This is a genomic window from Amycolatopsis sp. NPDC051372 (genome assembly GCF_040682095.1).
Lineage (GTDB): Bacteria > Actinomycetota > Actinomycetes > Mycobacteriales > Pseudonocardiaceae > Amycolatopsis.
Genome location: NZ_JBFBAF010000012.1, coordinates 41,751 through 55,466, shown reverse-complemented (window position 1 = coordinate 55,466; position 13,716 = coordinate 41,751). Strand labels below are relative to the sequence as shown.

9 protein-coding genes are annotated in these 13,716 nt (G+C 70.9%); 1 reads left to right on the top strand and 8 read right to left on the bottom strand.

Annotation, left to right across the window (positions count from 1 at the left end; translation table 11 throughout):
* From AB0M56_RS19510 to AB0M56_RS19480, 7 genes are all read right to left on the bottom strand, one after another.
* Positions 1 to 2,682 (bottom strand): glycoside hydrolase family 38 C-terminal domain-containing protein, encoded by a 2,682-nt coding sequence (locus tag AB0M56_RS19510; RefSeq protein ID WP_364177839.1) that lies wholly within the window; start codon positions 2,680 to 2,682, stop codon positions 1 to 3.
* A complete protein-coding gene (locus tag AB0M56_RS19505) occupies positions 2,679 to 5,540 on the bottom strand; it encodes a glycoside hydrolase family 2 TIM barrel-domain containing protein (RefSeq protein WP_364177836.1) in 2,862 nt (953 codons plus the stop codon). The genes AB0M56_RS19510 and AB0M56_RS19505 overlap by 4 nt, the downstream gene beginning before the upstream one ends.
* 9 nt (positions 5,541 to 5,549) lie before the next feature.
* Positions 5,550 to 6,374, bottom strand: a complete 825-nt coding sequence (locus AB0M56_RS19500) for a carbohydrate ABC transporter permease (RefSeq protein WP_364177833.1) — start codon at positions 6,372 to 6,374, stop codon at positions 5,550 to 5,552.
* Complete coding sequence (locus AB0M56_RS19495) at positions 6,371 to 7,342, bottom strand: sugar ABC transporter permease (RefSeq protein ID WP_364177830.1); 972 nt, start codon at positions 7,340 to 7,342, stop codon at positions 6,371 to 6,373. Before AB0M56_RS19495 ends, AB0M56_RS19500 begins: the two co-directional genes overlap by 4 nt.
* On the bottom strand, positions 7,339 to 8,628 hold the full coding sequence (locus tag AB0M56_RS19490; RefSeq protein ID WP_364177827.1) for an ABC transporter substrate-binding protein: 1,290 nt from the start codon (positions 8,626 to 8,628) through the stop codon (positions 7,339 to 7,341). The genes AB0M56_RS19495 and AB0M56_RS19490 overlap by 4 nt, the downstream gene beginning before the upstream one ends.
* Before the next feature lie 97 nt (positions 8,629 to 8,725).
* On the bottom strand, positions 8,726 to 9,724 hold the full coding sequence (locus tag AB0M56_RS19485) for a LacI family DNA-binding transcriptional regulator (protein WP_364177824.1): 999 nt from the start codon (positions 9,722 to 9,724) through the stop codon (positions 8,726 to 8,728).
* 118 nt (positions 9,725 to 9,842) lie between these two features.
* Positions 9,843 to 11,240, bottom strand: coding sequence for an amino acid permease (locus tag AB0M56_RS19480; protein WP_364177821.1), 1,398 nt, complete (start codon positions 11,238 to 11,240; stop codon positions 9,843 to 9,845).
* A gap of 286 nt (positions 11,241 to 11,526) precedes the next feature.
* Between AB0M56_RS19480 and AB0M56_RS19475 the strand changes: the two genes are divergently transcribed.
* The gene (locus AB0M56_RS19475; RefSeq protein WP_364177818.1) at positions 11,527 to 12,465 is read left to right on the top strand and encodes a catalase family peroxidase; all 939 of its coding nucleotides are present in this window, start codon (positions 11,527 to 11,529) and stop codon (positions 12,463 to 12,465) included.
* Positions 12,466 to 12,477: 12 nt separating this feature from the next.
* Here the strand turns inward: AB0M56_RS19475 and AB0M56_RS19470 are convergent, their stop codons facing one another.
* A complete protein-coding gene (locus AB0M56_RS19470) occupies positions 12,478 to 13,590 on the bottom strand; it encodes a pyridoxal-phosphate dependent enzyme (protein WP_364177815.1) in 1,113 nt (370 codons plus the stop codon).
* Between the last annotated feature and the right edge of the window lie 126 nt (positions 13,591 to 13,716).

The following is a 13,716-nucleotide window of genomic DNA, read 5'->3' as shown; positions in this document are numbered from 1 at the left end:
TCAGGACAGGCGGAGTGTCGCGATTTCCCACGGCCGCAGGGAAAGCCAAAGCTCGCTGTCGGTCACCGGCACGGTTTCGCCGGGCTTGCCCAGCAGGTCCACTCGCCAAGCCGAGGCGAACGGGCCGCGCACCACCGCGTTGGTCGCCTCAGGAGACTGGGCGACCAGCCGCACCTCCAGCGTGCCGTCGCGACGCCGCAAGCTGGTGAGCACCGCGCCCTCGACTGTGAGCCCGTGCCGGGACGCGGGCGGCGCGTCGAGTGGGCCCGCACCGAGGGTGGCGTGCAGTGAATGGCGGTAACGCTCGGCGGCGTCGAGCAGGGCACCGGCGCGCCAGTCGCCCGTGTGCGGGAGGACGGCGAGCTGCACGGTGGTGGTGCCGATCTGCTGGGCGAGTGGCGTCGCGATCTGCGGACCGGCGGGCTCCTCGCGGTACGGGTGGACGTTGCGGCTGAGCCGGCCGCTCGTGCGCAGCACGGTAAGGGCGAGCGCGTCATCCAGGAGCTCGTACTCGCACGCCTGCGTCAGCAGCAGTCCGGCGCCGCCGGCGTCGGCGAAGCCGTGGGCCGGGAACGTCGGGATCGGGTACTCGCTGAAGCCGCCCTCGGCTGTGCGCCCGCGTTCGACGACGGCGAACTGGCCCTCGGCGTGCGAGGTGTGCGCGGCGCGGGCGAGCGGGACGTGGAACCGCACGCGGTGGTCGCGCGAGGCGTTGTCAATCGTGAGGTCGAGGCGGACGAACGGCTCACCCGCGCGCAGTTCGACGGCCATCGTCACCGTGCCACGAGAAGTCGACGGGCTGCGCCGATCGCCCGCCCAGTCCATCTCCGCCGGCCACGAGTAGGTCCGCTCCACGGTGAACGTCGTGCGCAGCGGCCCCTCGACGCCCGGTGTCACCCGCACCGAGTCCGGCCGCGTGACCACGGTGTCCGTGCCGGGTGGGGCGTAGTTGTAGGAATCGCCACGATCGCCGCCGTCGACGATCGTGGCGACGCCGTCGAGGACAGTGCCGTCGGCCGCGGTGATCCGCAGCGTGCCGTCGTCGTGCACCTCGACCGTCACGAGGCCGTTGCTCAGCGACGGGCAGGCGACGACGGGCGCAGTGACCGGATCAGAGCCCGGCACCACGCGCGCGGTCGTCCAGCCGAGAGCCGGCACGTCGACCAAGGCGGTCACCGTCCGCCGCTCGGCCTGGCGGATGCGGATCGTCCACGCGCCCGTCGCGTCGGTCACCGCCGCTCGCACGGCTTCGACGTCGAAGGGTTCCTCGCCGCCGTGCCGCGCGACGGAGAACTCCAGCAGTCGCGCTGAAGACTCGCACCGCCAGCCGGTGATCTCACTGCCGAACAGCTCACGTCCGTGGATGCGCGGCAGGAAAAGCACCAGGTCGGCGCCTGAAGCCGCTTCCTCGTGCAGTAGCTCGCCGGCCACAGCCTCCACCTGCGCGGGCAGGCGCGTGCCGTCGGGCAGCTCCAGCGCGATCTCTGCCCACGGCGCTTCCACGTCCAGTGTCACCAGGTCGCGGCGAGCAGCGGGCGTCGGGTTGAGCACCAGCAGCGAATCCCGTGCGACGGAGCGCGCGAGCCGGCCGGCCACGCGGTCGCGCACCGCCTGCCCGAGGTGGCCCGCCTCGCTGATCCGCGCGAACACCTGCGTCGCCGTCTCGTCGACCCCGCAGCCGGTCACGGAGTCGTGTCCCGACGCGTCGACCAGCCGCCACCACGCCAGCTCCAGGAACCGCTGCGGCCACTCGGCCGAGAACAGCGCGGCGAACGGTTCGGCATAACGCTCCACGAGCCGCTCGGCCCGCGCCATCGCCTGCTTGAGCTGCGGGCGCACCGAAAGGACACCCGGCAGGATGTTGGCCGCGGCGTGGCTGCGCAGCTCACCCCGCACCACGGGCAGCGAAGGGTCCGTGGCGTCGCGCGCGCCGACGTACTCGGCCAGCGTGCTGATCCGCACGTCGACCGACGCCGGATCGAGCCCGGCGACGAGCTTCACCAGCGAGCCGACGGGCGCGGAGTGGTCGGTGCCGTACATCGCGAGCACGGGGTCGGCCCCGAACGAGGGCCGCAGCCGCCGCCCGAGCTCGGCCATGCGGGAGGCGAAGAAGCCGGGGTCGGAGAAGACGTAGGCCGCGTTGCCGTAACCGTCGGCCAGGTACTCCACGCGCACGGAGCTGCCGTCCGGCGCCGTCCAGCGGAACGCGTGGCCGTCCACTCCGGACGGAACCCCGCGCCACACGCACGCGTGCTCGAACCCGGCGCCCGCGAGGATCTGCGGCATCTGCGCGCAGTGGCCGAACTCGTCGGGCAGGTAGCCCACGCGCATCGCGCCGCCGAGCTCGGTGGCGCGCGCCCAGCCGAGCTCCAGGTTCCGCACGATGTTCTCGCCCGAGACGAGGAACTCGTCGAGCAGGATCTGCCACGGCCCCACCGCGAGCTGCCCGGACGCGACCAGCGCGGCCACCCGGTCGCGATTTTCGCCGCGCACCTCCAGGTAGTCGTCGACGGCCGCCATCTGCCCGTCGAGCGTGAACCGCAACCGCGGGTCGGCCTCGGCGCGGTCGAGGACCTCGTCGAGCAGGTCGACCAGGCGCAGGCGGAACCGCTGGAACGGCTCGTACCACTCACGGTCCCAGTGCGTGTGCGGGACGAGGCGGACCTCGGGCGCACTGGTCATCGGGCGGCTCCTTCGGGCGTGATCGGGGAGAACGTGAGTGTGAGGCTCGCCTTCTGGGCGTGCAGGCGGTAGCGCGGCAGCACGCCCGGCCCGCAGGAGGCGGTGCCGAGCCCGTGCTGGGCCAGGTCGAGGTTGAGGTGCACGAGCTCACCCGGCACCAGGTCGACGGTGTGGCGAGCGGCGTCGAGGTCCTCCGAAGTCCAGCGCCGCGCGGTGAAGTCGAACACCGGCTCGCCCTCGATCCGGATCCCGGCCCCGCCCGCGGACGTCAGGCGCAGCCAGCGCGCGTCGGCGCGGTTGCCGTTCTCCTGCGGGTACACGTACGGCGTCTGCAAAGCGTCCACAGTGGAGGAAAACCGGCCGATCCGCGCCGCCTGGCGGCTGTCGGCGTAGGCCTCGCCCGGGCCGGCGCCGAACCACTCGACACCGCCGAACGCGCCGGGCACCGCCATCCGCAGGCCCAGGCGGGGGAGCGTGCACGGCCACTCGCCGTCCGGCTCCAGCTCGACACGCAGGCGCACGCGGTCGCCGTCGGCGGCCCAGCGGTACTCGGCGAACATGCCGACCCCGAGCCCGGGCGGCGCGACCCGCGTCCGCACGACGAGAGCCGACGCTTGCCCGTCCACCTCGGCCACGCGATGCTGCAGCCGGTGCAGGCCCGCGGCCCGCCACCGCGCGGCTTCGGGGTCGTCGGAACCCCGGTCGTTGTCGGTCGGCGCGCGCCACAGGTCCACTCGCGGCCCCTCGACGCGGTGGCCGCCGAGCGCGACGAGCCGGCCGGTGGCGGCGTCGAACGCGCCGGGCCCGAGCCGCAGGAGTCTGCGTTCACGCAGCAGTGGCGCACCCACCGCGGGAGGCACGGGGTCGGTCGCGGGCGTCACGGGCAGCTGCCCCCACGCCACGACGTGGCCCGTGGACGCCCAGCCGGTGTCGGCCGCCAGCACCGCTCGCACGGTGAGCACGCCTTCGCCCGACGTGTCGGGCAGCCGGGGGAGCGGCAGGTCGAGGCTTTGTCCGGCGCGGACCTCGGGCACGGCCAGCTCGCCGGCCGCCAACTCGACGCCGTCGTCCTCGAAGCTCCAGCGGAACACCAGGTGCGCCGACCCGACCACGTCGTAGTGGTTCGAGATCCGCACCCCCGCGGCACTCGCGTCGATCCGCACCGGCTCGAAGACTTTCGCGAACTCGGCCAGCGCGGGCGAGGGCGTGCGGTCGGGGTGGACCAGGCCGTCGATCACGAAGTTGCCGTCGTGGATCTGCTCGCCGAAGTCGCCGCCGTACGCGAAGTACTCGCGGCCTCCGGCGTCGCGCCGGGCGAGCCCGTGGTCGAGCCATTCCCACACGAACCCACCTTGCACGTGCGGGTACCGCTCGAACAGCTCGCGGTACTCCAGCAGTCCGCCCGGCCCGTTGCCCATCGCGTGCGCGAACTCGCAGAGCAGGAACGGCAGCGACCGGCGGCGCTCGTTCGGGTCGTCGCGGCGGCCGATCCGGTCGACCTCCGCGTGGTCGGCGTACATGCGGCTGTACACGTCCACGTACTCGCACTCGAAGTCGCCTTCGTAGTGCACCGGCCGCGACGGATCGCGCTCCCGCGTCCACGCCGCCGTCGCGGCGAGGTTCCGGCCGGTGTGGGCCTCGTTGCCGAGTGACCACAGCACGATCGACGGGTGGTTCTTGTCGCGCTCGACGGTGCGGCGCATGCGGTCGAGGTAGGCCTCGCCCCAGCGCGGGTCGTCACTCGGGTTGCCCGCCCAGCCCAGATCGCCGAAGCCGTGGGTCTCGAGGTCGCACTCGTCGATCACCCACAGGCCGTGGATGTCGCACAGCTCGAGGAAGTACGGGTCCGGCGGGTAGTGGCTGGTGCGCACCGCGTTCACGTTGTGGCGCTTCATGAGCAGCACGTCGGCCAGCGCGAACTCGCGCGGCAGCGCGCGGCCGAACCGCGGGTGGTGCTCGTGCCGGTTGACTCCGCGGAACAGCACCCGCCGTCCGTTCACCTCGAGCACGCCGTCCTCGATCCGAACGGTCCGGAACCCGATCCGCACCGGCACGCGTTCGGCCGGGGTGTGCACCTCACCGTGGTAGAGCCGCGGCGATTCGGCGCTCCACGGCTCCACGGCGATCTCCACCGGCGACCCGGCCGGCAGGTTCTCGACGCCGAGCTCGGGCACGCTCAGCAGCACGCCCTCGGCGGCGGTGACCGAGAGCGTGCCGAGGCCGCTGGCGTGGTCGAAGTCGGCGTGCAGCTGGTAGTCCTCGACGCCGCCCACCGGGCGCGAGAGCAGCGTGACTCCGCGGAAGATGCCCGAGAGCCACCACATGTCCTGGTCCTCGAGGTAACTGCCCGAAGACCACTGGTGCACGCGCACGGCGAGCACGTTTCCGCGCGCACGCAGCAGGTGGCCCACCGCGAACTCCGACGGCAGCCGGCTGCCGCGCGTGACGCCGAGCTCCTCGCCGTTGAGCCACACTTTCGCGCACGAGTCGACGCCGTCGAAGCGCAGCACCGCCGGCTCATCCGGCCAGCCGGCCGGCAGGTCGAACGTGAGCCGGTGATCCCCCGTAGGGTTGTCCGAAGGCACCAGCGGCGGCTGAACCGGGAACGGGTAGTGCACGTTGGTGTAGGCCGGTTTCCCGTGGCCCTGCAGCTGCCAGTGACCCGGCACCGTGAGCGTGTCCCAGCCGCTGTCGTCGAAGTCGTCGCGCGCGATCCCTTCGGGCGCGGCCGCCGGAGAGGGCGAGAGGCGGAACCGCCACGTCCCGGCCAGGCTCACCGACCGCGCGTCCGAGGAGAACGCGGCGCGGGCCGGCAGCGAGCCGTGGCCGGGGGCGGGGTCTTCGACGTACGACGACATGGGTTCCTTTCAGCCCTTGAGAGCGCCGGCGGCGATGTTGCGGATGAAGTGACGGGCACCGAAGAGGAACACGATGATCAGCGGCACGATCGCGACGAGCGTCCCGGCCATCACGACGCTGTAGTCCTTCACGTACACACCCTGCAGCTGCGAGAGCGCCACCTGCAGCGTCACGTGGTTGGAGTCGATCAGCACGACCAGCGGCCACAGGTAGTCGTTCCAGGCGTTGACGAAGGTGAAGATGCCGAGGAACGCGAGCGCCGGGCGCAGCACCGGCAGCCCGACCGACAGGTACGTGCGGAAGAACCCCGCGCCGTCCATCCGGGCCGCTTCCAGCAGCTCGTCCGGAATGGCGCCGCGGGCGTACTGGCGCATCCAGAAGATGCCGAACGCGTTGGCGGCGGCCGGGATGATGAGTGCCTTGAGGTCGCCGACCCAGCCGAAGTTCGCCATCAACGTGAACTGCGGGATCGCCGAGAGCTGCGTGGGCACCACGAACGTTGCGAGCAGGATGCCGAAGAGCACGCTGCTGCCCGGGAAGTCGTACTTGGCGAAGGTGAACGCCGCCAGCGAGTCGAAGAACAGCACCAGCAACGTGGTGACCACGGCGACGATCAGCGTGTTGAGCAGCGAGCCGAAGAAGTCGATCTTCGCGAACACCTCGCCGATGTTGGCGAACAGGTGCCCGCCGAACGTCAGCCGCGGCGGGGTCGCGTAGATGTCGGCGGTGGTGTTGGACGCCATCACGGCGAGCCAGTAGTAGGGGAAGAGGGTGATCAGGCCGCCGACGATCAGTGCCACCAGCGTCAGCACCCGTGCCCGTCTGCTCGTCATCGGCCGGCTCCCTTGGTCTGGACCTGGCCGCGCTCGGGCCGCATCACGAGCCGCCAGTTGAGGATCGAGAAGAGGACGACGACCACGAAGATGCCCCACGCGATCGCGGCGCCGTAACCGAAGTCGTTGTCCGCGAACGCCGTGTTGTAGAAGTAGAGGACCATCGTCATGCCCGCGCCGCCGGGGCCGCCGCGATTGCCGAGCAGCACCTGCGACTCGGTGAAGATCTGCAGCCCGTTGATCGCCGACATCACCACGGAGAACAGCAGCACCGGCCGCAGCAGCGGCAGCGTGATGCGGAAGAACGTCTGCACCGGGCCGGCGCCGTCGATGCGGGCCGCCTCGAACACGTCCGGTGGCAACGCTTGCAGCCCGGCCAGGAAGATGATCGCGTTGTAGCCGGTCCAGCGCCAGATGATCATGATCGAGATCGCGCCGCGGATGGCCCACGGGTCGCTCAGCCAGTCGATGTTGCCGATGCCGAACAGGCCCAGGAACCAGTTCAGGATCCCGAACTCGTCGGAGAAGATCGAGCCGAACACCAGCGACATCGCCACGATCGAGGTCACGTTGGGCAGGAAGTACGCGACCCGCAGCACACCCTTGTACCGCACCGAAGAGTTGAGGCCGACCGCGATGAGCAGCGCGAGCGCCGTCATCGGGACCGTCGAGGCCACCCAGATGATCAGGGTGTTGCCGATCGAGTCCCAGAACGTGGTGTCCGACAGCAGGAACGCGAAGTTCTCCAGCCCGACGAACTTCATCGGGCCGACGCCGTCCCAGCGCTGCAGCGCGAGATAGAGCGAGTACAGCACCGGGTAGACCCCGAAGATCGCGAACAGCACGAAGAACGGTGCGACGGCCAGGTACTGCGGCAGGTAGCGCCACTGTTTGCGGCGGCCGTCGGCAGTGTGGCGGACCGGAGCGCGGCGAGCGCCGGCCGTCTCGGCGGGCAGGATCGCGGTCACGAGAGCACCCCCTGGCGGCGCAGCAGGCGTTCCACCGAAGCGCGGGCGTCCTGCCACGCGTCCTCGGGGTCCTTGCCCGCACTCTCCACATTGGTCAGTTCATCGGTGAAGGTGTCGCTGATCGTGATGTCCCAGGGGCTGAAGTACACGGGCTTGACCTCCCGCGCGATCTTCGAGAACACGTCCATCGTCACTTGTCCGCCGAAGAACGGCTCGGGTGCGAGCAGCCGCGGGTCCCCGTAGGCCGACGGACTGGGCGGGAAGAGGCCCAAGTCCAGGAACGTCTGCGGCTGGTTCTGCGGCGACTGCAGCCACTTCACGATCTCGAACGCGGCGTGCGGGTCGGGGCAGTACTTCGTGATCGCCAGGAACGAACCGCCCTGGTTGCCCGCACCGCCGGGCGGCCGGCACACGCGCCACTTGCCCGAGGTGCCTGGCGCCGACTCCTTGAGCTCGCCGGTGATCCAGGAGGCGTTGACGAAGCTGAGCTCCTTGCCGCTGTTCCAGGCCGCGTGGCGGTCGATCGACTGGCCGTTGACGCTCTGCGAACCCGCGTACCCGGCGGTCAGGCCCATCCGGAACGCCTGCACGGCCCGGTCCCACGCGCGGCGCACCTGCGACTGGTCGTCGAGGTAGTGGTTGGCGTGGTCGAAGTACTTGCGCGGTTCCTGCGCGAGCGAGTACGTGAACACCGTCTTGGTGTCGGTGATCATGTAACGGCCGGGCAGCTTCTTCTGCACCTGCGCGCTGAACGCGAAGTAGTCGTCCCATGTGGACACGGCCGCCGCGACCTCGTCGGGCTCGCTGGGGAAGCCGGCCTGGGCGAACAGGTCGTGGCGGTAGTACAGGGCGGCCGGGCCGACGTCGACGGGGAACCCGAGCTGGAAGCCGTCGGGACTGGTGCCCGCCTGCCACTTCCAGGGCAGGTACTCGTCGCGCAGATTGTCCGCGCCGAGGCTGTTCAGGTCGACGAAATGGTCGGTGTCGGCGAAGTAGGTGGCGATGTCGTCGCCGAGCATGGTGATGTCGGGCAGGTAGGCCTCGCCGGCCAGCGCGGCGAGCAGCCGCTGTTTCAGCTCGCCGCTGACCTGCGAAGGGGTCAGCTTGTCGGCGGCGAACCGCTTCACGGCCTCGCCGAGCACGGCGTCGGACAGGCCGTTCGAGGTGTACCAGAGCGTGATCCGCCCTGGGTTGGCGGTCGTGGGACTGGTGCAGGCAACTGCGCCGAACGCCGAGGCGCCGAGTGCCGCCGCGCCGGTCAGGAACCGTCGTCGAGTCAACGTCATCGGGGACCCTCCGGGAAGCTCCGTGAACGCTCCCGTGAACGTTCACGAATTGCCCGGAAGTGTGCGCGAGGTGCCGTGAGGTGTCAAGCGGTGAGGCTCAGGCGGATTCGCGGACCAGCAGCTCGGCCTGGATCACGAGCTCGTCGGCCGACAGGGGAGTCGCGCCGGTAAGCAGGCGGGCGGCCTGGTCGATCGCGAGGGCGCCCAGCCGGCGCGTGTCGAGGGCGACGCTGGTCAATGCCGGGTCCACGACGGTGCCGAGCTGGAGCCCGTCGAACCCGACCACGGCGAGGTCGCCCGGCACCCGGCGCCCGAGGCGGCGGGCGGCGCGCAGGGCGCCCATGGCGATGATGTCGTTGAAGGTGAACACGGCCGTCACGTCGGGGTGCTCGGCCAGCAGCGCTTCCAGGGCCGCGGCCCCGCCGTCCACCGACTGGGCGGCCCGCTCGACGACCTCGGCTTCGAGCCCGTGCGCGGCGACCGCGGCGGCGAACCAGTCGCGCCGGACGCTCGGTTCGGCGCGGCCTGCGTGGTCGAGCATGCCGATGCGCCGGTGTCCGGCCCGCACGAGGTGCGTGATCGCGGCCTGCACGCCGTTCGCGCCTTCGACCCGGATCGAGCTGAACCGGGGCGTGTGGTGTTCGCGGCCGATGAGGACCACGGGGATGCCGCGGGTGAAGCGGTCGAGCTCGTCCTCGGGCCGGCTGAAGTAGCCGACCACGGCGTCCACCTGCGAACCGATCACCTGCAGCGTGCCGAGCTCTTCCTCGGCGCTGTCGGAGGTGTCGTACACGACCACGTGCCAGCCGCGGGCGCGCGCGGCCTCGAGCGCGGCGGCGGCGACCTCGGTGAAGAACGGGTTGAGCAGGTCGGGGATCACGAGCCCGATCGTCGTGGTGTCCTGCCGAACGAGGCCGCGGGCGAACCGGCTCGGCCGGTAGCCGAGCTCACGGGCCGCGTCGAGCACCCGCTGTTTCGTGGTGCCGTCGATCTCGGCTTTGTCGTTGAGCGCCCGCGACACGGTCTGGCGCGACACCCCCGCGCTGCGGGCGACGTCGTGGATCGTCACCTTCCGGGACGTTTCCGACGACACCATCACGGACCTCCCGCCGTGCGACGCGTCCACGCCGCCGGATCCGAGTATGCCCGCACCGCACACGCCGGGCCGGGAACGGTGCCCGGCCCGGCGTGTGCGGTGCGGCCCGGTGCCGGGCTCAGGCGTTGTCGCCGACGCGCACGCCGCGCCGGCGCGACACGATCCTCCAGCCGACCGCCAGGACGATCGCGAGCACGGGGATGGAGTAGAACGCGATCTTCTCGGCGCCGTCGGAGAAGCCCATCAGCACGACCACCAGCAGGAGGAACCCGAGCGTGGCCCAGCCGGTGTAGGGCGCGCCCGGCATGCGGTAGCTCGGCCGCTCGACCTCGCCGCGCAGCGCGGCCTGGCGCATCCGCATCTGCGAGTAGATGAGCGTGGCCCACGTGGCCACCACACCGAGCGAGGCCACCGCGATGGCGATGTCGAACGCCTCCTGCGGCACGATGTAGTTCAGCACCACGCCGAGCACGTAGACGATCGACGTGAACAGGATGCCGCCGTAGGGCACGTGACGGCTGTTCATGCGGCCCACGAACTTCGGCGCCTCGCCGTGGTCGGCCAGCGCCCGCAGGATGCGCCCGGTCGAGTAGAGACCCGAGTTGCACGACGAGAGCGCGGCGGTGAGCACCACGGCGTTCATCACGTCGCCGATGCCGCCGATGCCCAGGCGCGAGAAGACGGTGACGAACGGGCTTTCGGCGCCGCTGTAGAACGACCACGGCATCAGCATCGCCAGCAGCAGCACCGAACCGACGTAGAAGACGCCGATGCGCCAGACGACGCCGTTGATGGCCTTCGGCAGTACCTTGCGCGCGTCCTTGGTCTCGCCGGCCGCGATGCCGACGACCTCGATCGCGGAGTAGGCGAAGATCACGGCCTGCAGGGTCATGAGCGCGATGCCGATGCCTGCGGGGAAGAAGCCGCCGTGGTCGGTCAGGTTGTGCACGCCGGCCGGCGTGCCGCCGATGTTCGCGCCCGCGAACACGAGCCCGATCGCCGTGATCAGGAAGACCACGATCGCGAGCACCTTCACCACGGAGAACCAGAACTCCAGCTCGCCGAACAGCTTCACGCTCACCAGGTTCACGCCGATCAGCACGCCGAGCGCGACGAGCGCGGTGATCCACTGCGGCACGTCGGGCAGCCACTTGTGCACGTAGATCGCGACGGCGGTGATCTCGGCGATGCCGGTCATCGCCCAGTTGACCCAGTACATCCAGCCGGAGACGAAACCGGCCCACGGCCCGATGAACTTGCGGGCGTAGGTGACGAAACTTCCCGAACTCGGTTCGTGCAGGACGAGTTCACCGAGTGCGCGCATGACGAAATACGCGGCGATGCCGCAGATGGCGTAGGAGAGCACCAGTGACGGGCCGACCTGCTGGAGCTTGCCGCCGGCCCCGAGGAAGAGGCCGACACCGATCGCGCCGCCGATCGCGATCATCTGCACCTGGCGGTTGCCCAGTGCTTTCGTGTAGCTGTCACCTTCGCTGGCGACCACTGTGGAATCCATGGTTGCGTGACGCTAGCGGTGCGGGCGCGCGTGACCAAGCACACCAAGGAAGACTTAAGGTGTGCGACACCTCACTCGGGGGAAATCTCGGGAAAACGCTCCCTCGATTTGACAGCGGCGTCATTCTTCCGGTGATTTGATCAAGACTTGACTCGCGCGGGGCGGCGATTCTGCCGACCGGGATTTCGGAATATCTCTCAGGTTCGCGGGGAACTTCAGGAACACTTCCGTGGCCGGGAGGGTAATGCGGCGGGCGTGCACGCGCGACGGCCGTTACCTTCGCGACATGACCACCGAACTGCCCGCGTCCCAGCTCTCCGTGTCCATCGTGGACGAGATCGAGCAGCTGAAAGGCACCTACCCGGGTTACCGCCGGGCCCACGCCCGGGGCGTCTGCTACGACGCCACTTTCGTCCCGTCCGGCGTCGCCGCCGACCTCACCACGGCGACGCACCTGCGGGGCGAGCCCGTGCGCGCGACCGTGCGGTTCTCCCACACCGACACCAACCCGCATCTGCCCGACGCCGGCACGGCCGTGCGCGGGCTCGCGGTGAAGTTCCACCTCCCGGGTGGCGGCAACACCGACATCGTCGGCGTGAACCTCGACCGGTTCATCGCCGCGACGCCCGAGGACTTCCTCGCGCTGCTCAAGTCGGCCGAGCCCGACCCCGCCACCGGCGCGCCCGACCTCGGCAAGGTGCAGGCCCACGTGGGCGCGCACCCGAGCGCGGGCCCGGGCCTGTTCACCGCCTCGCAGCTGCCCACGCCGGTCAGCTACGGCACCACCACCTACTGGGCGATCCACGCGTTCTTCTGGCGCGCGGCCGACGGTTCCCTGCGCCCGGTGCGTTACCGCTGGGTGCCCGAGGCCGGCGACCACGTGCTCGCCGCCGGCGAGGGCGGCGACTGGTCGGCCGAGCATCTCACCGAAGAGCTCGGCGAGCGGCTGGCGCGCGGACCGGTCGAGTTCACGCTCAAGGTGCAGCTCGGCGAGCCGGGCGACCCGACGAACGACGCCACGCTGGTCTGGCCCGAGGACCGCACGGAGATCACGGCCGGCCGGCTGGCGATCACCGCCGAGGTCACCGACCAGAAGCACTGGAACTCCCAGGTCTTCGACCCCACGCTGCTCACCGAGGGCATCGAGCTGTCCGACGACCCGATCCTGGCCGCCCGCAGCGCGATCTACGCGGTCTCCTACGACCGGCGCAGTCACGACCGCTGACCGGGTGCGGGGTCAGATGAGCGTGCTCATCGTGGTGGCCGCCTTCAGCCCCGAGCCGGTGAGGATGACGGCGGTCCTGTCTCCGGGCGCGAGCACGCCGTCGGCGCGGAAGACGTCGACGGCGGCCGCCGCGGTGGCGCTGGTCGGCTCGGCGTAGAGGCCGATCCGCGGAAGCTCCCGTGCGGCGCGGGCGATCTCGTCCTCGGCGATCGCCACCGTCGCCCCGCCCGAGCGGCGGATCGCGGCGAGCACCTCGGGGAGGCGGACGGGTTCGCGGATGGCGGTGCCCTCGGCGATCGTCGGCGCGAACCGCGTCGGCACGGCGTGGTCGGCGCCGGCGCGGAAGGCGGCGTCGATCGGCGCGCAGTTCGCGGGCTGCGCGACGAGCAGGCGCGGCCGCTTCGCGATCGCGCCGGAGGCGAGCAGCTCGCCGAACCCTAGGTCGAGGCCGAGGACGATGCTGCCCGCGCCGGCCACGGTCACGACCGTGTCCGGCGCGGTGTACCCGAAGTCCTCCCACAGCTCGTACGCGAGTGTTTTGGTGCCCTGCAAGAAAAACGGGTGCCAGTTGTGGCTCGCGTAGGTGGTTTCACCGGATCGGCGCAGAGCTTCGGCGGCGGTGGCGTCGCGGGTGCCCGGCACGAGGTCCACGATCGCGCCGTACGCGCGGCTCTGCAGGATCTTCGCGGGCGACGTCGACTCCGGCGCGAGGATCGTGGCCGCGATGCCCGCGGCGGCCGCGTAGGCCGACACCGAGGAACCGCCGTTGCCGGAGCTGTCTTCGAGGACCTCACGCACGCCGGCCTGGGCGAGCGCCGAGAGCATCACGCTGCTGCCGCGGTCCTTGAAGCTGCCGGTGGGGCTGAACCACTCGAGCTTGAACCGCGTGTCGTGCCCGCGCCACGGCCGCTCGACCAGCGGCGTGCAGCCCTCGCCGAGCGAGATCGGCCGCAGGTCGCCCGGCAGTGCGGCGCGGTAGCGCCACAGCGACCGCGTGGCGGTGTCCACCTGCTCGCGCGTGATGCCCGGCAGCGCTTCCACAGTGAGCGGCGCGCCGTCGTCCCCGCACCAGCGCAGCGCGTCGAGCGGGTAGCGGCGGCCGGAGCGTTCGTCCACGTAGTCCACGAGGGACACTCTGGCCACGCTCACCCGTCCGGTCAATGTGACGCGTCACGGGTGGTCCCGTCACCGGAACGAGTGGCTATCCACAGTGGACACCTCGCCCTACGGTGGACCCGCGGGAACGACCGC

Excerpts from the sequence above, each read along its gene's own strand:
- AB0M56_RS19480 (WP_364177821.1), bottom strand. The coding sequence starts at position 11,240 with ATGGATTCCACAGTGGTCGCCAGCGAAGGTGACAGCTACACGAAAGCA.
- AB0M56_RS19490 (WP_364177827.1), bottom strand. The coding sequence starts at position 8,628 with ATGACGTTGACTCGACGACGGTTCCTGACCGGCGCGGCGGCACTCGGC.
- AB0M56_RS19505 (WP_364177836.1), bottom strand. The coding sequence starts at position 5,540 with ATGTCGTCGTACGTCGAAGACCCCGCCCCCGGCCACGGCTCGCTGCCG.
- AB0M56_RS19510 (WP_364177839.1), bottom strand. The coding sequence starts at position 2,682 with ATGACCAGTGCGCCCGAGGTCCGCCTCGTCCCGCACACGCACTGGGAC.
- AB0M56_RS19475 (WP_364177818.1), top strand. The coding sequence starts at position 11,527 with ATGACCACCGAACTGCCCGCGTCCCAGCTCTCCGTGTCCATCGTGGAC.
- AB0M56_RS19485 (WP_364177824.1), bottom strand. The coding sequence starts at position 9,724 with ATGGTGTCGTCGGAAACGTCCCGGAAGGTGACGATCCACGACGTCGCC.
- AB0M56_RS19500 (WP_364177833.1), bottom strand. The coding sequence starts at position 6,374 with ATGACGAGCAGACGGGCACGGGTGCTGACGCTGGTGGCACTGATCGTC.